Origin of the sequence: Thiothrix litoralis (assembly GCF_017901135.1) — a bacterium.
GTDB lineage: Bacteria > Pseudomonadota > Gammaproteobacteria > Thiotrichales > Thiotrichaceae > Thiothrix > Thiothrix litoralis.
Genome location: NZ_CP072801.1, coordinates 3,713,488 through 3,734,554, shown reverse-complemented (window position 1 = coordinate 3,734,554; position 21,067 = coordinate 3,713,488). Strand labels below are relative to the sequence as shown.

General features: G+C 54.5%; 16 protein-coding genes and 2 pseudogenes. 9 read left to right on the top strand and 9 right to left on the bottom strand.

What is annotated here, in order from left to right; genetic code table 11:
- Position 1 precedes the first annotated feature (1 nt).
- The 3 genes from J9253_RS18045 to J9253_RS18035 are packed head-to-tail and all read right to left on the bottom strand — an operon-like array spanning position 2 to position 6,277.
- Entirely contained in the window at positions 2–1,561 is a 1,560-nt protein-coding gene (locus tag J9253_RS18045; protein WP_210222248.1) for a proton-conducting transporter transmembrane domain-containing protein, read from the bottom strand.
- The gene (locus J9253_RS18040) at positions 1,554–4,784 is read right to left on the bottom strand and encodes a putative inorganic carbon transporter subunit DabA (RefSeq protein WP_210222247.1); all 3,231 of its coding nucleotides are present in this window, start codon (positions 4,782–4,784) and stop codon (positions 1,554–1,556) included. The genes J9253_RS18045 and J9253_RS18040 overlap by 8 nt, the downstream gene beginning before the upstream one ends.
- Positions 4,781–6,277: a complex I subunit 4 family protein gene (locus J9253_RS18035; protein ID WP_210222246.1), complete on the bottom strand. Its 1,497-nt coding sequence runs from the start codon at positions 6,275–6,277 to the stop codon at positions 4,781–4,783. The genes J9253_RS18040 and J9253_RS18035 overlap by 4 nt, the downstream gene beginning before the upstream one ends.
- A gap of 357 nt (positions 6,278–6,634) precedes the next feature.
- On the opposite strand from J9253_RS18035, the pseudogene J9253_RS18030 reads away from it, so the two are divergent.
- A pseudogene (locus J9253_RS18030) lies at positions 6,635–6,975 on the top strand (zinc ribbon domain-containing protein); the annotation flags it as partial.
- A 13-nt stretch (positions 6,976–6,988) separates the two neighbouring features.
- On the opposite strand, the gene J9253_RS18025 reads toward J9253_RS18030, so the two are convergent.
- The 4 genes from J9253_RS18025 to soxB form a co-directional block, all read right to left on the bottom strand.
- The gene (locus tag J9253_RS18025) at positions 6,989–8,593 is read right to left on the bottom strand and encodes a TolC family outer membrane protein (protein WP_210222245.1); all 1,605 of its coding nucleotides are present in this window, start codon (positions 8,591–8,593) and stop codon (positions 6,989–6,991) included.
- 91 nt (positions 8,594–8,684) lie between these two features.
- Positions 8,685–8,999 (bottom strand): rhodanese-like domain-containing protein, encoded by a 315-nt coding sequence (locus J9253_RS18020; RefSeq protein WP_210222244.1) that lies wholly within the window; start codon positions 8,997–8,999, stop codon positions 8,685–8,687.
- A 2-nt stretch (positions 9,000–9,001) separates the two neighbouring features.
- Positions 9,002–9,661, bottom strand: coding sequence for a protein-L-isoaspartate O-methyltransferase family protein (locus J9253_RS18015; protein ID WP_210222243.1), 660 nt, complete (start codon positions 9,659–9,661; stop codon positions 9,002–9,004).
- 442 nt (positions 9,662–10,103) lie between these two features.
- Positions 10,104–11,852, bottom strand: coding sequence for a thiosulfohydrolase SoxB (gene soxB, locus J9253_RS18010; RefSeq protein ID WP_210222242.1), 1,749 nt, complete (start codon positions 11,850–11,852; stop codon positions 10,104–10,106).
- A 146-nt stretch (positions 11,853–11,998) separates the two neighbouring features.
- Between soxB and J9253_RS18005 the strand changes: the two genes are divergently transcribed.
- The 4 genes and pseudogenes from J9253_RS18005 to J9253_RS17990 all read left to right on the top strand — a co-directional run.
- Positions 11,999–12,538 (top strand): RNA polymerase sigma factor, encoded by a 540-nt coding sequence (locus J9253_RS18005; protein ID WP_210222241.1) that lies wholly within the window; start codon positions 11,999–12,001, stop codon positions 12,536–12,538.
- Complete coding sequence (locus tag J9253_RS18000) at positions 12,535–13,236, top strand: hypothetical protein (protein WP_210222240.1); 702 nt, start codon at positions 12,535–12,537, stop codon at positions 13,234–13,236. The genes J9253_RS18005 and J9253_RS18000 overlap by 4 nt, the downstream gene beginning before the upstream one ends.
- A gap of 163 nt (positions 13,237–13,399) precedes the next feature.
- On the top strand, positions 13,400–15,079 hold the full coding sequence (locus tag J9253_RS17995) for an InlB B-repeat-containing protein (protein WP_210222239.1): 1,680 nt from the start codon (positions 13,400–13,402) through the stop codon (positions 15,077–15,079).
- Positions 15,037–15,356, top strand: a pseudogene (locus tag J9253_RS17990) (zinc ribbon domain-containing protein); the annotation flags it as partial. The gene J9253_RS17995 and the pseudogene J9253_RS17990, both read left to right, overlap by 43 nt.
- Before the next feature lie 68 nt (positions 15,357–15,424).
- Here the strand turns inward: J9253_RS17990 and J9253_RS17985 are convergent.
- Positions 15,425–17,200, bottom strand: coding sequence for an N-acetylglutaminylglutamine amidotransferase (locus J9253_RS17985; RefSeq protein ID WP_210222238.1), 1,776 nt, complete (start codon positions 17,198–17,200; stop codon positions 15,425–15,427).
- A gap of 159 nt (positions 17,201–17,359) precedes the next feature.
- On the opposite strand from J9253_RS17985, the gene J9253_RS17980 reads away from it, so the two are divergent.
- Both J9253_RS17980 and J9253_RS17975 read left to right on the top strand, forming a co-directional pair.
- Entirely contained in the window at positions 17,360–17,611 is a 252-nt protein-coding gene (locus J9253_RS17980; RefSeq protein ID WP_028489824.1) for a type II toxin-antitoxin system Phd/YefM family antitoxin, read from the top strand.
- A complete protein-coding gene (locus tag J9253_RS17975) occupies positions 17,608–17,862 on the top strand; it encodes a Txe/YoeB family addiction module toxin (protein ID WP_028489823.1) in 255 nt (84 codons plus the stop codon). Before J9253_RS17980 ends, J9253_RS17975 begins: the two co-directional genes overlap by 4 nt.
- A 33-nt stretch (positions 17,863–17,895) precedes the next feature.
- On the opposite strand, the gene J9253_RS17970 is transcribed toward J9253_RS17975, so the two are convergent.
- The gene (locus J9253_RS17970) at positions 17,896–19,029 is read right to left on the bottom strand and encodes a peptidase associated/transthyretin-like domain-containing protein (RefSeq protein ID WP_210222237.1); all 1,134 of its coding nucleotides are present in this window, start codon (positions 19,027–19,029) and stop codon (positions 17,896–17,898) included.
- 136 nt (positions 19,030–19,165) lie between these two features.
- Here J9253_RS17970 and J9253_RS17965 point away from each other — a divergent pair, with 136 nt between their 5' ends.
- Positions 19,166–19,855 carry an ABC transporter ATP-binding protein gene (locus tag J9253_RS17965; protein ID WP_228291424.1) on the top strand — a complete coding sequence of 230 codons (690 nt, stop codon included), beginning with the start codon at positions 19,166–19,168 and terminating at the stop codon, positions 19,853–19,855.
- Positions 19,856–19,881: 26 nt separating this feature from the next.
- Entirely contained in the window at positions 19,882–21,066 is a 1,185-nt protein-coding gene (locus tag J9253_RS17960) for a PDC sensor domain-containing protein (protein WP_210222236.1), read from the top strand.
- The last annotated feature ends 1 nt before the right edge of the window (position 21,067 follow it).

The following is a 21,067-nucleotide window of genomic DNA, read 5'->3' as shown; positions in this document are numbered from 1 at the left end:
ACTACCCTCGGAAGATGACCACCAGTGTCGCCATAATCAGTAACACCAGATAACGCGGCTGGGTCAATAAGCGCTCAACCCTGTCGATATAATGCCCCAGCCGATCCAACAAGGTTTTGGCTTTACCGCCATCCTGTTGCAACAGCAGACGGTTTTCAAACCACTCCAAATGTTCCGCCACCCACTGCATCAGCTTGCCGAACACCCCTGAACCCACGCCGATGCTGCTTTCCACCCGCAAACGCCCTTGTTGCAATGCCTGCATATCCGCCAGCGTTTCAATACTACTGTGCGTCCCCGGCGTACCACTGAGCTTGTCGAGGATTTGCCCATCGAACACCTGTGCTTCCTGCGACAAGGCCAAGGTCGGCTTTACCAGCAACCAATCTGCCAGCGGATCCAGCCAGAAACGTTGCAAGGCTGCATTGTGCAACCAGCGCTGCTTGCCCAGCCACGCTGGAGCCGCCGGTGCAGGCTGCCATTGCGTGTGCAATGCAAAAGACGGCGAATGCAGAAACTGGTAAGCCCGCCACACCGCGTGCAACAACAAATGCACCAACGCCAGCGTATACCAACCAAAGCTAATCGCCACCAGCATCAGGCCAGTTTGTGCCAAGGTTGCAAACATCAGCGAGGTTTTGATGTCGGTTTGCACCATCCCACCCAGCCTGCCATACAACACCGTCAGAAGCCCCACCACCAGCAACAACCATTGCAGCACCGGCGCTTGTTCCAGTAAGGGATGAATCCGCAGTAACAGGAAAATCCCCGCATGAACCATGAGTGAGCCATAAAACACCGTACTTGAAGGCGTTGGGCCTTCCAGCGCCCGCGTAATCCACGCCGAAAACGGAAATTGCGCCGACTTCACCAAAGCTGCCGCGATAAAGCCCAGTGCCAGCACCCCCACCAACAAGCTGGAGGTCTCCGGTTGCGCCACCAGCATCACATCCCATTCGGTGGTACGGAACAGCGTAAAGGCCATGAACATTCCCAACAAAAACCCGGCATCCCCCATCCGGTTGGTCACAAACGCACGGGTTGCACTCGTGGCTGCCGTGCGGCTTTGCCAGTTGTAAGCGATCAGCAGGTAAGAACTTACCCCCGCCAATTCCCAGCCCACAAAGGCCAGCAAGGCACTGCCGGAAAGCGCAATCGATTGCATCGCCGCCGTGAACAGCGCCATCACCATGAAAAAGCGCTGAAAGCCTGCCTCCCGATGCAAATAAGCCACCGAAAAGCGCGTCACCAGCAAGGCAATAAGCCCCACCAGCGTTGCCATGCTCAGCGCCAACGGGTCGAGCATAAAGCTGATGCTAGCGCTATACAGGCCGCTGTGCAGCCAAGGCAACACCAGCACATGACGGCTTCCCAACAGCCAATAATCCACATCCGCCCACAACACCAGCAACAAACTCAGGCTACCCGCTGCCTGTAACAAACGCGCCGTGAAACGTTCACACCCATCGCGCTTGCTCCAGCCGAACAAACGATCCAACACCATCAACAACGCCGCCAGCAAGGGCAAACCGGGAATCAGCAACAACATCACTTCAGGCATGATTCACCTCCGCCATCCCGCGCACTGCCGCAGGCGACAAATGCCCATGATGCCCGGCGTACCACTCCTGCGAATGCTGCACTTGCGGCAAGGGATGCACCGTCCCCTGCCATTGCACAAACCCCTGCCCGGGCTGAAACACATAAATTTCATTACGCGCCGGTGGCTTTACCGCCAGCAACACCCAGCCATTATCCAACAACTGCCGTAGGTAAGCGTCGCGCCGGTGAATCACCCCCAGTGTTGCCAGTTCCGCCTCCACAATCACCAGCAGCCGCATCGGCTCATGTAACTCCACCATTTGCTGAGCAAGCCCAGTACGCAAATCGCTGGAACCACCTTCCATCACCCCAAACATTCCCGTCAGGTTATGGGTCGCCTTGCTACCGGAACCGAAGTAACCGCTTTGCATCCGCGAAAAATAATAATCCATCTGAATACCGACCCCGACCACGCCATTGCCATTCAATTGCGCTTCCAGCAGCTTGCCTTCCGAGTCATGCTGCGGGTCATAGGAAATCAGGAAGGAACGCCGATCCCAAAATACCCCTTTACTCAAACTGCGCGGCCCGATGAATGCCACAGCACAGCCTTGATGCCCCAGCTCGGCACGCACCTGATCGGGGGAAGCGGCACGGCCTTCCACATGACGCTTGGCCTTTTCCGGGGTCAACTGCGGGTGGGCAGAGGCAAACTTGCGGCAACGTTCCTGCGCTGACTGGCGGGCGGCCTGCTCGGTCGCTTGTTGCACCCGCTCGAACACCGCCTGATGGCTGGCGGGAATCAGATCCGTATCAAACCAGTCGATGTCATCGCTAGTGGTGTCGTGTTCACTGGCCATAAACCAGCAACCTTCAGGCATGTGGATGCCGTGTTGTTCAAGCAACTGAGTGCGCACTTCCGGCTCATTACACATCCCCGCAAACGCCCGCGCATTCGGCCCCCCGAAACGCCCGCTGCACGCCCCGCAGCCATAACCAAGAATATGCGGATTATTCAAATGGCGTGAACGGTGCGCCATCAACACCACCAAGGGTGCGAACCCGCTGATGAACCCCGTCAACTTGAGGAAAGCCGCAACTTTGGCGACCTTTTCTGCTGCACTCAAACCGATCTGGTTGTGTTCCTTGCTAGGGCATTCCAACACCTCGGTAGCATTGTAAGCCACGCGGGTTTGCAGGGGCAGACTGGCCTTGTGTTGCCACTTGCTTATGAAACGCTGGTAAGCCGCTGGCATCAAACCACGCCCCAGCAATTCCAGCAGCGCAAACGGCGCAAGCAACGGCAAAGCTAAGGCCGTTCCCAACACACTGCGACGCATCCAGTAATTTTTCAGCCCTTTCAGCCTGTTGAGGAAACGCTGGCGGCGTTGGTGCGCGGGTAACTGGGGTTCAGCGCTGCTATCCGGGATTTCGTGAAGTTCGTGTACTGCGGTCACCGTCGGCTGTGCCAGCTTGAGCGGGGCAGGCGCATCCAGCCCGCGCCAGTTATTGGGCAAGCCGAAAACGCCCGCAGCGCCCAAGGTTTCGAGATCAGGGGCGATTTCCTCCAGATGGCGGCGCACGCTTTCCTCGCGGTCATCCATGCAAAAAATCAGTTGGGCAGCAGGCGGGGCAGAAAGAGCGGAAGGCGCCTCATCGGCGTGCTTGTTCAGCACTGCACTGAAGATTTCTTCCTGATAGTGGTGCTCATAGGCTTGCAGCCACAGGTAGCCGCTGGTGTTAGGGTCATCCAGCTCCTCCAAAATCGCCAGCAAGCGCTTGATCCGTTGTGGTTCCAGTTGGGCAACACTGGCAGCATCCAGCGCCAAATGTTGCGCCAGATGGAACAAACGCCATGCCTTGCGGTAGATGTCCGTGCCGACCGGGATAACCGTTTGCGGCGCAAGGCTCCACGTCAGAATCTGGTGAGCAAGCTGATGCCAGTCTTGCGGCAGGATGTCCTCCTCACTCACCAGAAACTGCTGGGCAAGCTGCTGCAAGAATTCCGGCAAGGTAGTGTTGTAAGCGTGGTAGCGAACAAAAAACTCGTCCTGATGCTGGTGAAAATAGCCGCGCAAGTTGGTAGTACTGGCATTGATTTTCCAGTGTTCGCTGGTGTATTGACGGCAATACAGGTGTTCCAGCACCAGCCTGACCGCGAGGTAATCTGCCATGCTGACAGGCGCTGACAACCCGTCATAACCGGGGTTTTTCGAGCGCCAGTTGAACATACCCGACCAGCCCGGCAGTTCCAGCGCCAATACCCGCAGGTAGCCGCCCCAGTGCTGGCGGTCGATACCGATGCGCATCAATTCCTGATGGATAGTTTCCAGTGGGTCATCGTGCAGGGAACACAGGTAATCTTCCCAATCATCCATCCCCTCCAGCGTCAGGGTGATGTCATGCAAAGTAGCTTCGCGCCAGTAGGCATAGAAACCCTCCCCGCTTGCTCTCAACCCTGCTATCCCCTGATCCAGCCAGCTTGCCAGATGACGATCCAGCAAGGGCAGCAGTTTCTCCATGACATCGACATTCACCAGCTTGTGTAACAGGCCACGCAGGGTCAGGGTTTCACCCACCTGATCCAGCAAGTGGTGCAACAGGTGACGGCTTTCGGCATGGATGAAGCTTTCCGCATCCGGGATGCTGGCACCGATCTGGCCTTGCTGCTTGATCTGATCCCAGATGCCATTAATGTCGGTGAGGCGCAAGTTCAGCAGGGCTTCCGGGTGCGGCAAGTCGTATTGAAGCTCCAGCTTTTGCAAACAGGTTTCCCACAGGGCGCGGATGGCAGTGGCTTCATCCTGCCCGGCAGCTTCCAGCAGTTTGTCACGTTGCTCGAAGGCCACGTCTGCCTGAAAGCGTTCCAGCGCGTGGTTTTCTTCCACCTGCCAACGCATTTGCTGGAAACTGATCGCCTTGATCTCAGTCGCCAGCACAGTGAGGTAAATCTCGCGGTCAGCGAACTTGTCCGGTTCGCCCGCCAGTACGCTAAAAATATCATGACGGCTAATGCGCCCTTCCCGGAAAAAACGTTGGTAGTCGCTAGCAGGCAAATAACCCAGTGAACCACTGTCGGCATGGGCAGCGCGTAACGCCTCCGCAAATGGCAAATGTTCGTAATTCACCAGCGGGTTAAAATGCACAAAATCCTGCAACGGTGCCTGAATCGGTAACACCGCATCCAGCGCGGCAATGGCTTCTCGCAACTGTTCGTGGTATGCCTGATGGTTTTGACTCACAGATTACCCCCTGAAACCTGCGCCATGGTTTCCAGTGCAAAGTGGCTAATGAGTTGTTGCACCGACATATCCACCATGTGCAGCAAGGGCGCGGGGTAAAAGCCCAGTAAAAACGTACCAGCAATCAGGCCACCCGCCGCCAGCATTTCCAACGGACGCAGGTCTTCCACCTGTTGCATGTCCAGCCGTACCGGGCCGGTGTAAAGCTGCTTGACGGTGCGGAGGCTGTAAGTTGCGGTAATCAGCACGCCCAGTGACAACAGCACGATAGGCCAGCCCCAGCGCTCAAAACCACCGATTAGCACATGCAATTCCGCCACAAACCCGGCGGTACTCGGCAAGCCTACCCCCCCCACAAACGCCAGAATAATCAGGAAGGCAAAACGCGGTGTCACCTTGATCAGCGAGCCGTAATCATTAATGTCGCGGGTATGGGTACGCTCATACAGCAAGCCGATCAGCATGAAGGTTGCGCCCGCCACCAGACCATGCGCCACCATCTGGTAAACCGCCCCAGTCATGCCGTGGACATTCAGGGTGGAAATACCCATCAACACCACCCCCATGTGGCTCACCGACGAATACGCGATCATTTTTTTCATATCGCTTTGCCGCCACGCCAACAGGCCGCCGTAAATCAAACCAATTACCCCCAATGCAAACAGCAAGCCTTGCAGGGCAAGCGCAGCAGCAGGCAAGCTATCAATCGCCCGCAACAAGCCATACGCCCCCATTTTCAACAGGATACCGGACAGCAAAATACTCACCGGGCTAGGTGCTTCCACGTGCGCCAGCGGCAACCAGCCATGCAGCGGGAACAGCGGTATTTTTACCCCCAAACCAATCAACAATCCCCCGAAAATCAGCACTTGTTCGGCAGTACTCAAACCCTTCGCCCCTTGCGCCATGGCCGCAAACGTGAAGGAATGCTGCGGCGTAGCATCGAATAGCACCAACAAGGCCAACAACATGAAAACCGAGCCGCCCATGGTATACAGCACGAAATTCAATGCGGCAGTCTGACGATTTTTACCACCCCAGCGGTCGATCAGAAAAAACAACGGAATCAGCACCAGTTCCCAGAACACGTAGAACAAACCCCAGTCCTGCGCGATGAACACCCCCAGCGTAGCCGCTTCCAGCAACAGCATTAACAGGTAATAGCCTTTGACGTGATGCGTAATCATGTGCGAAGCCAGCAAGGCCATCAGCACCAACAGTGTGGTCAGCAAGACCAGCGGAAAGGACAAGCCATCAACGCCCAGCGAAAAAGACGTACCCAATTGCTCATTCCACACCACGCTGGTGTCCAACTGGGTCGCAGCCTTGGCGAAATCCATCTGGCTGGTTAAACCAACCGCATAAACAAAGGTTACTAACGCCACGGTAATGGCTGTATAACGAATCAGGCCGGGGCGTTCATCAGGCAACAATGCCAGGACGCAAGCACCCACAGCGGGTAATAACAGCAACAGGATTAAAGGGTGATCCATAAGATCCAATACGCTTTCAGGTTGGGACAGGGAAGGTAGGCGAATGATACTACCTAAGTTTGTTATTTGAAGGTAGGTGTTATACGGTTAAGCGCTACACTTTTCTGCGACGTAGAGGCGAGTAAATGCAGCATTCCAAGCATCGCCTGGTGTTGTTCCCGTCACACTCCGCAACAGCAAGGCTGACACCGCCATCATTACCAATATTCGCGTAAAGCTCCGTCCTTCAGGTCGGGGATATAAGCGTCTTTAGCTAACCTATCCGTTGGTGGCGTATCTCCCACCTTTCATACGGTTTTCCCGTTGTCATTCACACCTAAACGGGTCATTGCGGAAACCGCTGAATGGTGTTCTATGACGTGCAGCAATGGCGACAAGCTGGAGCGCGGTGATTTCTACCGCAACCTCGAAGCAAAGTTAGGCATTGCCCAACGCGCCAAACAGAAAAAGCGCGTGAAAGCGATTCATGCCAAGATCAAAAACAGGTGTTTGAGGAAATCGACGAAGCGTACACTACCCAAGCCTGTTCGTGTGGCGGCAGTATTTCCGCCAGCAGCCCGAAAGGTAGAGCAGGACTTGGAATAAGAGAATGGATTTGTGCCGAGTGTGGCACGCTGCACGACAGAGATGTCAATGCAGCACGGAACATTCTCGCGGCTGGGCATAGCCGTCTCGTAGGAGGAATCCTCGTTCTTTAGGGCGAGGAGGATGTCAATACTTGCCAACATCCTTGGGGATAATGAAGTATTGCGGCGCGTCAGCCTTGGGCTGCTGGACAGGTGCTGGCTTGGCTTGTGCCTTTGGTGCAGCTTGCTTCACTGGCGCTGTTTCTGGCATCGCTTTATCGGCAACAGCAGGCTCAGGCTGCGTGCTTTTCATGTCATCCTTATTGGTCGGCACAGCACTGTAGCGTTCAAAACTGCCATTGTCCTCCAGATCTGCGGGTGGAGCGCTGGGCTGCAAAGCTGCTGCCAATTGCTTTGGCGTCGTGGTCATGACAGTGTTCATCGTCACAATGTCCTGATCGGACAACGTACCCGCTGCCTGGCGCAGTTTCAGGGTATTCAACAAGTAGGTGTAACGGGTCTGTGCATAGTCACGACGCGCACTGAACACATTGCGCAAGGCAGTCAGCACGTCAACGGCGGTACGTGTCCCCACCTCAAAACCTGCCTGAGTCGCTTCAGCAGCGGTTTCCGCCGAAGCAAGGGCGCGTTGGTTGGCTTTTACCTGACTGATGCTGGACTGCACCGTGAGGAAGGCATTACGCGCTTGTTGCTCAGTGGTGCGGTTCTGGAAGTCATATTCCTGTTGTGCCTGACGGAAACTGTGTTGGGCGGCGCGGATTTTGGAGTCCGTCGCGCCACCTGTGTACAAGGGCATACTCACCTGCACCCCAACGCTGACACCATAGTATCGCTGGTCAAGCGATGCATAACTTTGAGTGTCACTGCCCGTTTGCTTGGCCACCAGATCCACCACCGGTTTTTTGGTAGCACGCTGGATGTCGATGGCCGTCTGTGCTGACTGGATAGCATATTGGCTGGCAATCAGTTGCTTGTTGTTGGCCTTGGCCGTTTTAACCCATTGCTCAATATCTGCCGGAGTCGGCATAACCAGTGGCAAGTTGGCAGCCGGGGCATTCAGGCTCTGGTAGAAACCGCCGGTCAGTACCCGTAACTGTTCCCGCGTCAGATCAAGCTGGTTCACGGCATTGATTTCTTGTGCACCCGCGAGGTCATAACGGGATTCTGCTTCCTTGACATCGGTGATGGCGGAACGGCCTGCATCAAAATACGCACGGGTCTGTTCCAGTTGGCGACCGATCGCGGTTTTCTCGGTACGGGCAAACTCTAGGTTATCCTGCGCCAATAGGAAATTGAAGTAGGCTTCTCCTACCCGTAAGACCAAGGCTTCGCGTTCGGCCTCCAGTTCTGAACTGGCTTGGGCAATGATGGAATCAGTCTGCTTGACTTGCTCATTCAGCGTTTTATTGTACAGGGATTTGCTCAAACTCAGGCTATAAGTGGCGCTACTACCATTAGCAACGCCATCCGTGTCAAGCAACGAATAATCATAGGTAATCCGCTGGCGGGTTTCGGTAATGGAGCCGGAAAGCCCCACTTGCGGCTTGAGGGCTGCCAACGCTTGGGGCTTGCGTTCCAGAATCGAAAGATAATTGCTTTCCACTGCTTTAAATTGGGCATCGTAGCCTTTTGCCTGTTGGTAAACCTGAAGCAGGTTTTCCGCCTGAACTTGCTGGGTTGCCAGTGTCAGGGAGGCTGCAATCAAGAATGCCAGTGTCTGTTGTTTCATAAAAAACGGTTCCAGTAATGTAGTTAGCCACATGCGGACTCGGCATGTTCATTTAAATTGATTCAAACGCGAATTATAGCCCTAATTCGTGTTAATAGAGTAACATATCGCGGTCAACCTCTTTAGCCCAGCGGTCGATACCGCCTGTCAGATTGACCACCTGAAAGCCATTTCGTTCCAGATAATAACACGCATGGGCACTGCGGATACCATGATGGCATACGACCAGCCACTCCCGACTGCTATCCAATTGCGCCATTTTCCCTGCCAATTGCCCCAAGGGAAGCAAGGTTGAGCCTTCCAAGTGTGCAATATCGTATTCCCACTCTTCCCTAACGTCCAGTATCTGCAAGGGTTCAGACGTTTTTAAATGTTCAGCCAGTTCGGCGGGTGTCCAGTGGCGCATGATCAGAACACAAAATCACGCCCGGCATCGCTGTCTGCACCCACCAGCGCTTGCAAGCGGGTTTCAAATAAAGCAGTACGGGTAAATTCGCCTTCTTCTTCACGCTTGACCAGCATGGCCTGCATCGCAGCACCACGCCCGACCACAATAAACAAACGCCCACCAACGGCCAATTGTGTTTCAAAATTCGGCAGGTAAGCCGGAATCGAACCAGTCACCGCAATGACATCGTATTGCTTACCAGTTCCCTTATCACGCAAGGCATCAGCCGTATGCAAGGTGTGGTTACGCAGCTTCAGGGAAAACAGGCGCTCCTCCGTTTGTCGGATAAAATCGTCATAAATATCCACACTGTCGACGTGTTTGCTAATATGGGACAGGCAAGCCGTTACAAAACCGCTTCCTGTGCCAATTTCTAAGCAAGTGTCTTCTGGAGTGATCGCAAGTGCCTGCAACATCCGGGCTTCCATGCGCGGGAACATCATGTGTTCGCCGTGAGCCAAGGGTATTTCAACATCGGCGAACGCGAGTGTCTTATGGACTTTGGGTACAAACAGCTCACGCTGGATGAAACCAAAGGTTTCCAGAATGGTCTGATCCAGTACGTCCCACGGACGTATCTGTTGTTCGATCATATTAAAGCGGGCATGTTCCAGATTCATGTGCAGGCTCCAGACAAAGAATGGCACTAAGAGTACGGATTACAACGGCATGTCGCAAGTGATTGAGTACTGCCCAAAAGCATCTAATACGAGGTTTTTTATGAAAATGCGAGGAATGCTACTGTTCGGGTGGCTATTGCTAGCAGTGTCGTTGGCAGGGTGTAGCCGTTCTGATGCGGCGAATGCACCGACAACGCCTTTTCTACAGTGTCAGGAACCACGACCAGAAATTTGTTATGAAGTGTTTGCGCCAGTGTGCGCAACCATCAATGACCCAGCCATCCGTTGTGTCACGGCACCATGCCCTTCCAGCCTGCGTCTGACGTATGTCAACGACTGCAAGGCCTGTGCAAATCCACTCGTGCAAGGGTTTACACCAGGAGAATGCCAGTAAGTAAAGTCCCGCCCCCTGAGCGTAGTCGAAGGGAGCGGGGTCAGACACTTAAGCCAAACCTTCGTTGCCCTCGACGTTTTTCAGTTTCGGGGTATTCAACTCAATTTTGCCAATGGTCTTTTTGCTACGCAGGTAATCCGCGACCACTTCCCAAATCTGCTTATTCTCAGGCACTTCTTCCTGCACGCTTGCCCAACCCGCTACTGGGTAGGTTTTTGCTGCATCCAACGGTTTTCCGCCCAATTCCATGTCAGAAACACGCTGCCCCATCTTCGCAGTAGGGTCAAAGCTGAACTTCAAGCCACCAACCCGCACCATGTCCCCCCCTTGCTGGTAGTAAGGGTCTTCATTGAACAGATTATCCGCCACGTCTTCGAGGATGGTTTTGATCATTTCACCACTCATCTCGTTGCGCGTGACCGTGCCGTAAGTGATCGCCGTTTGGTCAGCAACGTGTTCAAAAGTGATTGGCTGACCCGGCAGCACGCTTGTGCCCCAACGGAACCCCGGTGAGAACGCCATCGGCGCATCCAACCCTTCCATCAGCGCGTCACAGATCAATTGGTCGAACGTACCGTTGAAGTTGCCACGACGGTACAGCACGTCGTCACATACAGCGAGTTCTTCCGCCAGCTCTTTCTTGTACGGTTCGCGGATCTTGTCGATCAGCGTTTGCATGTCCTTGTTGGCTTCCAGCAGGTTGGAGAACACTGGCAGCAATTTGTAACGGAAATCAGCAACTTTGCCATCTTTCACATCAAGGTCGAGGACACCGAGGAATTTACCGTTGGAACCGGCATTGGTTACCAGTGTTTTACCGCCACTGTTTTCCACGACTACTGGTTGGAACACGCCGTCGTGGGTGTGACCGCCCATGATCGCGTCGATGCCGGTGACTTTGCTGGCCATTTTCAGGTCAACGTCCATACCGTTGTGGGACAGCACGATCACGACTTTGGCACCCTTGGCACGGGCAGCATCCACCGCTTCCTGCATGTCATCGTCACGGATACCGAAGCTCCAGTCAGCCACCATGTGTTTCGGGTTGGCAACCGGCACATACGGGAAGGCTTGCCCGACAATGGCCACCGGCACACCGTTGATTTCCTTGATCACGAACGGTTCAAACACACGCTCGTCAAAGTCATTACTGAAGACGTTCTGGGCAACAAAATCAATCTTGCCCGCGAAATCCTTCTCGACGATTTCTTTTACGCGGTCAGCGCCGAAAGTCATTTCCCAGTGCGGAGTCATGACATCGACACCGAGGGCAAGCTGGGCGTCTACCATGTCTTGCGCATTGGTTTTCAGCGCCGTCCACGAACCTTGCCAAGTATCACCGCCGTCCAGCAACAGCGAGCCGGGGCGTTGCGCCCGTACTTGATCAACCAAGGTTTTCAGGTGAGCAAACCCGCCAACCTTACCGTATTTTTTAGCGGCTTCGACGTAATCCAGATAGGTAAAGGCGTGCGCATCCATCGTTCCGGCCTCAAGACCGTACTTTTTCAGGAAGTGTTCGCCAACCAAATGTGGTACCTGGCCTTTCATACTGCCAAGACCAAGATTGACGCTGGGTTCACGGAAATAAATCGGCATCAACTGTGCATGACAGTCGGTGTAATGCATCAGCGATACATTGCCGAATGCAGGCAGTTCATAGGGATTACCGGGGGCTTTGGTATCGGTTTTACTGCCTTCCTTGCTGGCACCATCGGCAGCAAAGGCATTATTCAGGCTGAAACCGGCAACACTGGCGGCCGCCAGCATTTGCATAAATTCACGACGGGTTAGACTCACGTTCTCTCTCCTCAAACGGGCTGAAGTTGTTCTCGCTACAGGTTTACTGACGGGGCAGCCGCTAAAATATTCCATCTTTTTTGGAATATTTTGCAGGTTTTCGGCATCATGTTCGACAGAACCGCAGGAGAATTTAAATAACTATTATGTTTAGCCATTATTTTCGTTTTAACCGACTCGACCACAGGTTAGCAGAATACCGCGCCAAACTGTACCGCATGGCGGTGGCGTGGTGTGGCGACCCGGTGTTAGCTGACGATCTGGTGCAGGATGCACTCGCCAAAGCGCTGGAAAAACAGGAACAGCTCAAGGACGACGAGCGCCTTGGCGCCTGGTTATACAAAATCCTGCATAACTGCTGGATGGAACACCTGCGCACCCAAAAGCCCACGCTGGACATCGACGACATGGAAGTGGCTTGCACCGACTGCCCGGAAAAGCAACTGGCCGATGACCAACTAGCCGAACAAGTACGCGCAGCGGTAGAAACCTTACCCATCGGTCAATGTCAGGTGATGACCTTGGTTGATCTGGAAGGATGCAGCTATGAACAGGTCGCTGCAATCCTAGACATACCCGTCGGCACGGTGATGAGCCGCCTCAGCCGCGCCCGTGACACCATGAAAAAACGCCTGCAAGGCATACGCAACACTGACAACGTTCACTATTTACGGAGAGTGAAATGAACCCGGATCAGCTAACCATCCACGACCGCCTGCACGCACTGGCAGATGGACAACTGGATGCCGAACAAAGCCGCCGCGTGCTTACCCAAGTAGAAGCCGATATTGGCTTGCAAAAAGAGCTGTGCGACATCCAGCGCATCAAACACTTGATCAAATCCGCCTACCCCTTGCCCGCCATGAGCAGCATGAGCAAACAACGCCAGCGTCCGCAAGTGTGGCAACAGGCAGCCGTATACGCACTGGTATTCGGCCTGACCTTCCTCGCCGGGGCAGGCACGACTGAATACCTGCCACGCCTGTGGCAACCCGAAGGCTTGACGCTGGAAAATGCAGCGGCACACGACAACCGTTTCATCGTATTCCTCGACTCGCATGAACCTGCCAAACTGGAGAAAGCCCTGATAAAAGCCGAAGACCTCGCCAAACAGGTCGAGCATAATGACGGCAGCGTTTTTGTCGTCACCAGTGCGGAAGGCATCGACTTACTGCGGCTGGGGACAACCAAGCACGAAGGCCGCATCCTGCAAATGAGCGAAGAATACCCGCACCTGAAATTTGTGGCGTGCAGTAATACCTTGTATTCCTTCAAGCAACGCGGGGAGCTGGTATCGCTGGTCGACGAGACAGAAATTGCCCCGTCAGCGGTGGAATTTGTGGTCGATCACATGCGCAACGGCTGGCGCTATATCGCGATTTGAGGCAGGCTCCACAATACCCCACCCTTTATCGCAATTTTTAAACCTATTAGGTTGCCAACCCAACAAAATAAAAAGAACCCTATAGATTTAAGCTATAACCATAATCCGTATCAACAAAGCACGGTGAATAGGAAAGTTTTATGGCAAAAGCGAGGGGCGTTGGATGAAAATTTACACCACATGGTTGTTAAGCCTGCTCGTGTTGATGTTTATATTACCCCTCAACACGCAAGCGGCTACGAACCAAGCAGGGCTTGCCCTGACATTTGACGACGACTACGTTGACCAATGGTATGACTATTTCATAACCAATAGCCAAAACATCAACCTGTCGAATGTGAAAGCAACCTTCTTTGTGAGCAACTTTCACCTGCTGTCCAATGACCAGCTCAACAAATTACACATACTGGCTAACGCCGGGCACGAGATCGGCAGCCACAGTTATTCTCACGGCGAAATCAACACCAGCGACCCGACGGTTAATGACCCCGCGAAAGTCAGCACCTACCTGAATACACAAGTATTGCCCACCTTAACCGGGATGGTCGCGGCGGGTTTTACGCCGTTAAGTTTCGCTTACCCATCCAACGGGCATACCAATGCCTATGATGACGCCATTCGCCCCTACTTCCCCTTCCTGCGGGCAGGCTACGCGGATGAAACCCGACCACTCTCGCAACGGGATCGGCTTTATCACAACAGCGACAAGTACTACACATTTCTGGAAGGCGACAGTATCGACAATGATACCCAAAACGAACTCCCGGAAATTGGGGATGCCCTGACCCGCGCAAAAAATAATACCGAAATCCTCACGTTGTATACCCACCGCATCCAGCCGGACGCCCAACCCCATACCTACAGCCTGAATGTCAGCAAACTCAATGGTGTCATCAGTAAAGCCAAACAACTTGGGCTACGTTTCTATACGTTCAGTGAAGCCTACTCGGTTGGCCCTGCCCCCAACCCACAGGGACAAACGGGCGACCCCAACAATATCACCGTCAGTGTTGAATCCAGCAGCCGGGTGCGCGTCCGCTGGAACAGTATGCCCATCAACGATTTCATCGGTATTGTTCCGCTAGGCAGCCCGTACTGGGTCGAGAGTGCGACGACGGATGGCAGCCCTTCCGGCAACCTTGGCATCAACGTACCGGGTGTTCAGGCGGGGCAGGCATATACGGCTATTCTGTACTATCACGGCAACAAGGTTGTGACCTCCGCCCCCTTTGTGATTATCCCCGGAACATCACCTACCCCCCAGCCCCTGACCATTAACAAAACCGGCACAGGTTTGGGCATGGTCAGCAGTTTGCCAGCGGGCATTAATTGTGGCACGGACTGCGCCGAGAACTACACCAGCGGCACCAGTGTCACCCTCGCAGCAACAGCCGCAACCGGCTCAACCTTCGCTGGCTGGTCAGGCGCAGGCTGTAGCGGCACGCAGGCCAGTTGCGTGGTCAACATGACGGCAGCACAAACGGTTACAGCAAATTTCACGACGAATACTCCTCCTCCCCCATCGAACGCCACTATCAGCGTCTCCATCGAAAACATCAACCGGGTAAGGCTCAACTGGAGCAATATGCCACCCCACGACTTTGTAGGTATCGTGCCCACCAGCCAACCAGACTGGCAGCCCGGCATGTCTGGGGCAACCACGAATAGTAGCGCTTCCGGCAAGATCGGCATTACCGTGTCGGAAGCCGTCACAGGTCAGGAATATTCGGCCATTTTCTACCTGAATAATGCCAAGGTAACCACATCAGCACCGTTCATCATTATTCCCGGCTCAACACCGTGGAGCGCGGTGATTTCTACCGCAACCTCGAAGCAAAGCTAGGCATTGCCCAACGCGCCAAACAGAAAAAGCGCGTGAAAGCGATTCATGCCAAGATCAAAAACAGGTGTTTGAGGAAGTCGACGAAGCGTACACTACCCAAGCTTGCTCGTGTTGCGGCAGTCTTTCCGCCAGCAGTCCGAAAGGTAGAGCAGGACTTGGAATAAGAGAATGGACGTGTGCCGAGTGTGGCACGCTGCACGACAGAGATGTCAATGCAGCACGGAACATTCTCGCGGCTGGGCATAGCCGTCTCGTAGGAGGAATCCTCGTTCTTTAGGGCGAGGAGGATGTCAACAGCTCCCCTGCCGGTATCAGAGGGGGATGGGTGAGTGTTTACGGGCGGTTTTAAACGCCCTGACCCTGCAACCACATTTCCAACGCCGCCATGTGCCACAGCTTGCTACCCTGAATCCGCGTTAAGTGTGCCTCGGGTGACGCCAGTACCTTGTCGATATAGCTACGCTGATACAATCCCCGTTCGCGACACGCTTGCGAATCCAGCAAATCGCGCATCATGTCCAGAAATTCGCCCCGCACAAACTTGAGCGCAGGCACGGGGAAATACCCCTTGGGGCGGTCGATCACGCTATCCGGCACGTGCCCGCGTGCAATCTGTTTCAGCACATACTTGCCGCCGTCGCGCAGTTTCAATTCGGTCGGCATTTGCGCGGCGAGTTCCACCAGTTCGTGGTCGAGGAACGGCACGCGAGCTTCCAAGCCCCATGCCATCGTCATGTTATCCACACGCTTGACCGGATCGTCGACGATGAAGGTGGTGGTGTCGGCGCGTAATACCGCATCCAGCGTTTCTTCCGCATCGGGCGACTCCAGCAATTCGCGCACCAATTCGCTGGTGTAATCGCGGGTCTGGAACGGGGTTTGCAGCATTTCTGCCATTTCAGAATGGTCGCGGTCGAAATAATACGGGGCGAGGCGTTGCAGCATGTCGGAGTGGGTCGAGGCGTGCGCTTGCGGATACCAGAAATAGCCGCCGAAGACTTCATCCGCGCCTTGCCCGGATTGCACCACTTTCACATGCTTGGATACTTGTTCGGAGAGCAGGTAAAAGCCAATCGCATCCTGCCCGAACATCGGTTCCGCCATATTTTCTACCGCTTCCGGCAGGCGCGACAGGGTTTGTTCGTTGGGAATGTGGAATTTGTGGTGGGTGGGCTTGAAGCGTTCTACCACCGCGTCGGAATATTCGTATTCGCTGCCTTTTTCTTCCGGCTGGTCGTCGAAACCGATGGTGAAGGTGCGGATGTCTTTAATGCCGATTTCGGCGAGCAAGGCGACCAATAGGCTGGAATCGAGGCCGCCGGAGAGCAGCACGCCCACGGGTACGTCGGCGATATTGTTGCGGCGGCGCACGGCGGTTTTTAACGATTCGTGTACGGCGTCGATCCATTCCTGTTCGGTGCGCGGCTCGGCGGGGCGACGTGCCACCAGATTCCAGTAACGTTTCAGCTCTTGGCGTCCGTCGGCGTGGATGGTGAGGCTGTGTGCGGGTTGCAGCTTGCGGATGCCGTTTAGCACGGTGCGTGGGGCTGGCACAACGGCGTGCAGCGAAAACAGGTTGTGGATGGCCAGCGGGTCGAGGCCGGTATCAATCCCCGGCGTGGTCAGCAGGGCTTGCGTGTTGGAGGCAAAGCGGAAACGTTTGCCGTCGGCGGCGTAGTACAGCGGCTTGATGCCCATGCGGTCACGCGCCACGAACAGCGTTTTTTTGCGCATGTCCCAGATGGCGAAAGCGAACATGCCGTGCAGGTGTTTGGGCGCGTCTTCGCCCCATTCCGCGTAGGCTTTGAGGATGACTTCGGTATCGCCTTCGGAGAAGAAGTGGTGGCCTTTGGCTTTCAGTTGCGCCCGCAGTTCGGGGTGGTTGTAGATCGTGCCGTTGAACACCAGTGCCAGCCCCGATTCCGCGTCCACCATCGGCTGACTGGATTTGTACGACAGGTCGATGATTGCTAGGCGGCGATGCCCAAACATTAAGCCACCGTCGGAAAAGCTGCCTGCGTGGTCGGGGCCACGCTTTTCGAGCTTCGCCATCATGCTGTTGAGGTATTTCAGTTCGGGGAGTTGCCCGTCGAGGCGTAGTTCACCGCAGATGCCGCACATGGGTATTCCTTGTTATCCGCTAAATTTCTGCCATGCAGTGTGCCACAAGTTGATAAGCAAATCTAAAAGACCATTATTGCTATGCTTCAAAATAACTTGCAGAGTCTAATTATCTTACTTATAGTTTTACGTACATAATCACGTACAGGTTGACTGACCATGAACGCCATCTCCTACACCGCTGTGCGAGCGGAACTCGCCAAAACGATGGATCGGGTCTGCGAAGATCACGAACCCATCATCATTACCCGCAACCGCGAACAAGCCGTCGTCATGATTTCGTTGGAAGATTACAAAGCGATGGAAGAAACCGCCTATTTGTTGCGTAGCCCAGCTAATGCCAGTCGCTTGCTGGAATCCATTGCTGAATTGGGGCGTGGGAATGGGCAAGCGCGAGAGTTGCTGGAATGAGGATAGTTTTTTCATCCAAAGCGTGGGAAGACTATCTGTACTGGCAGCAAGCCGACAAGAAAATCCTGAAACGCATCAATGAGTTGATCAAGGCGATTTCCCGCGAGCCATTTGAGGGTATCGGTAAGCCCGAACCGTTGCGGCATGGCTTGTCCGGCTATTGGTCACGACGGATCAATGATGAACATCGCTTGGTCTACAAGGTGGAAGGTGAGGATTTACTGATCGCTATGTGCCGCTACCATTATTAAAGATGTCGGGCTAGCTAAAGCCCGACAGTTTCTTCAATTCGTCAAATGCTTCTGTAATTCGTCCTGCAACCGCTGCATCAGCATGTCTTCGACATTTTGGGGTTGCTGCTGCTGTTGCTGGAAGTTATCCATCGGTGGCATGTGTGGGGCGGGTGCTTGGCTTTGCCCACTCACGCCCCGGATATTGAAGGTATGCGTGCTCACTTGCCCCGGCTGTACCGTCAGGGATTTGTAGCCCTGAAACCCCTGGAAATCAAAGCTGACCACGAATTCCTGTGGCGGCAGGGTGAGTTCTGCCAGTGAGACGTTATTGATTCGATCAACGACCGTGCCATCCAGTCGGGCAATGGTGAAATTTACCTTGATAGGGCTGCCGTCATCGGCGGAAAGGGCGACGACCCGTAGTTTGCCATCCCGTTGCCCCGGTTGTTGCGCAGGCATCGGAGCAGGTTGTGGTGGGGCGCGAGTAATCGGAGGTGGCGCAGCAGGTGCGGGGGTGCTGGCAGCAATGGCGGGCAGCGGGAAAATTTCGTTGACCACTGCGCCATCCGGTACAGAGATATTGCGTGACAAGCTGGCGTAGCCTTCCGCCCGTACCGTGATTTTGTATTTGCCGGGTTTAAGGCTAAACGTGGCTTTGTTGGTGTAAGTAGCTTTGTCGATATTCGCGCCGTTGGTTTGCTGCACGTAAACGTTGGCCTTGATGGCTTTGCCGCTCTCGCTCTGGGCGACGATTTCCAGCTTGCCGGTTTGACCCACGACAGGTTGTGGCACGGGCGCGGCGGGTGGCGGTGTTGTGGCTGGTGTGGGGCTGGTAGTGATTTCATCCGCAGGTGGTTCTGGTATTGTCGGGGCTGCGGCCACGGAGGCGGGTGCTTCTTCTGCCGCCGGTGCTTTGGCTGTAGGCTCTTTGGTATCGGGTTCACCGACCAGTTCAACCTTGGTATCGTCTTCCTCCGGCTTGTCGTTTTTCGGATTCGTCAGGCGACTGTTGTCCGTCAGGGTGTCGGGTGAGGGCAGATTGGCATTGGGCATGAGCATGGGTTGTTCCCAACCGTCGGCGCTGGGGGGGGCGTTTGCTGGGTCGGTGGGTAACAGGCTTTTGATTCCCAGCAGGGCTAGGACGATCAATAAACCGCCCAATATGAATTTTGTCATTCCGCTCATGTCGCTTCTCGTTCATCATCAATGTGGGGAGGATAGCAGAAAGTTTCTGCTTGCCCATTCCATTGATGGGCTGAAAGGTATTTTACCGCCGCTGGTATTCCGTGTTACACCTGCTTTTTCGACTTTGGGGACTGTTATGTTGTTACAGGCAACGCACCTTCATTATGCTTATCCTGAAGCAGGCCGCGAGCACACGGTGTTGCGCGATGTTAGCCTGAGTTTGCAAGCAGGTGAACACGTGGCCTTGGTCGGTAGCAGCGGCTCGGGTAAGTCTACCCTGTTGAACCTGTTGGGGGGAATTGATGTGCCTGCGACAGGGGATATTCACCTCGCGGGGAAGTCTCTGTCGCGTTTGCAAGAGCCGGAATTGACCTTGTTTCGCCGCCAACACATTGGGTTTATTTACCAGCAGTTCAATCTGATCCCTACCTTGACGGTGGCGGAGAATATTTTGTTGCCACTGGCTTTGCTGGGAATAGCGGCGGATGAGCAGCAGCAACGTTTACAGCACTGGCTGGAAGCGGTGCAATTGCCGACCCGTGGCGCGGCGTTTCCCGATCAGTTATCCGGTGGGGAACAGCAGCGCGTGGCGATTGCGCGTGCCTTGATTCACCGCCCCGCACTGGTGCTGGCGGATGAACCGACTGGGAATCTGGATGCAAAAACCGGCGCGTTGGTGTTGGATTTGCTGTTTTCATTGGCAGATGCGGCGCAACAAACACTGCTGGTGGTGACGCACAGCCGTGCCGTGGCGGAACGTGCTGGGCGTATTGTGGTGATGGTGGATGGTTGCTTGCAGACAGGTGAGCAAGCCTTGGCGTGGTAAGGCCAAACAAGAAAACGAGGAATTTTATGACATTAAATACATTGCAACATTCGATCAATGCGCACCGTGCCTTGCTGACGGATTTGTTGGGTACGGCATTGAATGATTACGCAGGCAGAATTTTGCCACACATCGGTGAGTCTGAGCGTCTGGATGAGTGTGTGCGCCGGGTATTCGGTACGCTGGACTACTGTAAGTACGTGTACGTGCTGGATGCCAATGGGGTGCAAATCAGCTCGACCGCCAACCGTTATGGCGTGGATGCTGAGTCGCGTGGACGTGACCGTTCCGAGCGGCCTTACATGCGGCACATCAAGGATGCGAGTGTCGAATTTAATTTGTCGGAAGCCTACATTAGCCGCAATAAAAAGCGTCCGTCGGTGACGGCAATCCAGACGATTCGCGATGAGCAAGGGCAGCGCGTCGGGTTTCTGGGGGTGGATTACGATTTGCGCGAATTGCCGCATTCAGAAGTGATTTACGAAGAACCCAGCCAGTGGCGGCAAATCAAGGGCGACCCGGCCATTCGCAGCGGTTTGTTCGCGCAGCAGCGGGTGGAAAGCGTGATGGATCGGCATATTGATACGGTGATGTCGGTGCACGAGGCGCTGGTTCTGGATCAGGGCGTGCATCATTTTCAGGTGCACTTTTCCAGCAGCCGTACCACGATCTGGCATCGGGATGACCCGTATGTGTACCGTCTCTTGTCCAATGAAGAATTGATTGACCCGAATATTTGCTTGGCTTACCCGCGCCGCCCGTATTTTGAACGTGCCATTGTGCCCAAGGTGGATGTGGGTAAAGTGTTGCATCAATTCAAAGCCTTACGTTTTGCGGATGAGACCATTTACTTGCGCTCGGCTTCGCTGAATATTGTGAATGGGAAGGTGGGGCTGAATTTTTCCTGCGACGGTACGCATTATTTGGGGTATGACGAGTTTCTCTCGAAAGGGTTGGATTTCTGGTTTGGTGCAGATGATTTCCCACAAGCGGTGGTGCCTGCCGAGCCATTGGATAAGCCGCAATTGGATCATGTGGTGGAAGAAATTGCAGGCACAGGCTGTATGAAAGTCAACAAGGTGCTGTATGCGCTGGAAAAGGGCGATACCCCAGCACGCTTGGAGGCTTTCACCCCGGAGGAGCGTGATTATATTTACCACGAGCTTAAGTCGGTGATGGATGTGTACGACGGTGGCGTGTGCAGTATTTGAC

Bases quoted from the DNA above. Each gene is read 5' to 3' on its own strand.
- J9253_RS18035 (WP_210222246.1), bottom strand. From the start codon at position 6,277: ATGGATCACCCTTTAATCCTGTTGCTGTTATTACCCGCTGTGGGTGCT.
- J9253_RS18015 (WP_210222243.1), bottom strand. From the start codon at position 9,661: ATGAATCTGGAACATGCCCGCTTTAATATGATCGAACAACAGATACGT.
- J9253_RS17960 (WP_210222236.1), top strand. From the start codon at position 19,882: ATGACATTAAATACATTGCAACATTCGATCAATGCGCACCGTGCCTTG.
- J9253_RS18025 (WP_210222245.1), bottom strand. From the start codon at position 8,593: ATGAAACAACAGACACTGGCATTCTTGATTGCAGCCTCCCTGACACTG.
- J9253_RS17975 (WP_028489823.1), top strand. From the start codon at position 17,608: ATGAGGATAGTTTTTTCATCCAAAGCGTGGGAAGACTATCTGTACTGG.
- J9253_RS18000 (WP_210222240.1), top strand. From the start codon at position 12,535: ATGAACCCGGATCAGCTAACCATCCACGACCGCCTGCACGCACTGGCA.
- J9253_RS18020 (WP_210222244.1), bottom strand. From the start codon at position 8,999: ATGCGCCACTGGACACCCGCCGAACTGGCTGAACATTTAAAAACGTCT.
- J9253_RS17980 (WP_028489824.1), top strand. From the start codon at position 17,360: ATGAACGCCATCTCCTACACCGCTGTGCGAGCGGAACTCGCCAAAACG.
- J9253_RS17965 (WP_228291424.1), top strand. From the start codon at position 19,166: ATGTTGTTACAGGCAACGCACCTTCATTATGCTTATCCTGAAGCAGGC.
- J9253_RS17985 (WP_210222238.1), bottom strand. From the start codon at position 17,200: ATGTGCGGCATCTGCGGTGAACTACGCCTCGACGGGCAACTCCCCGAA.
- J9253_RS18005 (WP_210222241.1), top strand. From the start codon at position 11,999: ATGTTTAGCCATTATTTTCGTTTTAACCGACTCGACCACAGGTTAGCA.
- J9253_RS17970 (WP_210222237.1), bottom strand. From the start codon at position 19,029: ATGAGCGGAATGACAAAATTCATATTGGGCGGTTTATTGATCGTCCTA.
- J9253_RS17995 (WP_210222239.1), top strand. From the start codon at position 13,400: ATGAAAATTTACACCACATGGTTGTTAAGCCTGCTCGTGTTGATGTTT.
- J9253_RS18045 (WP_210222248.1), bottom strand. From the start codon at position 1,561: ATGCCTGAAGTGATGTTGTTGCTGATTCCCGGTTTGCCCTTGCTGGCG.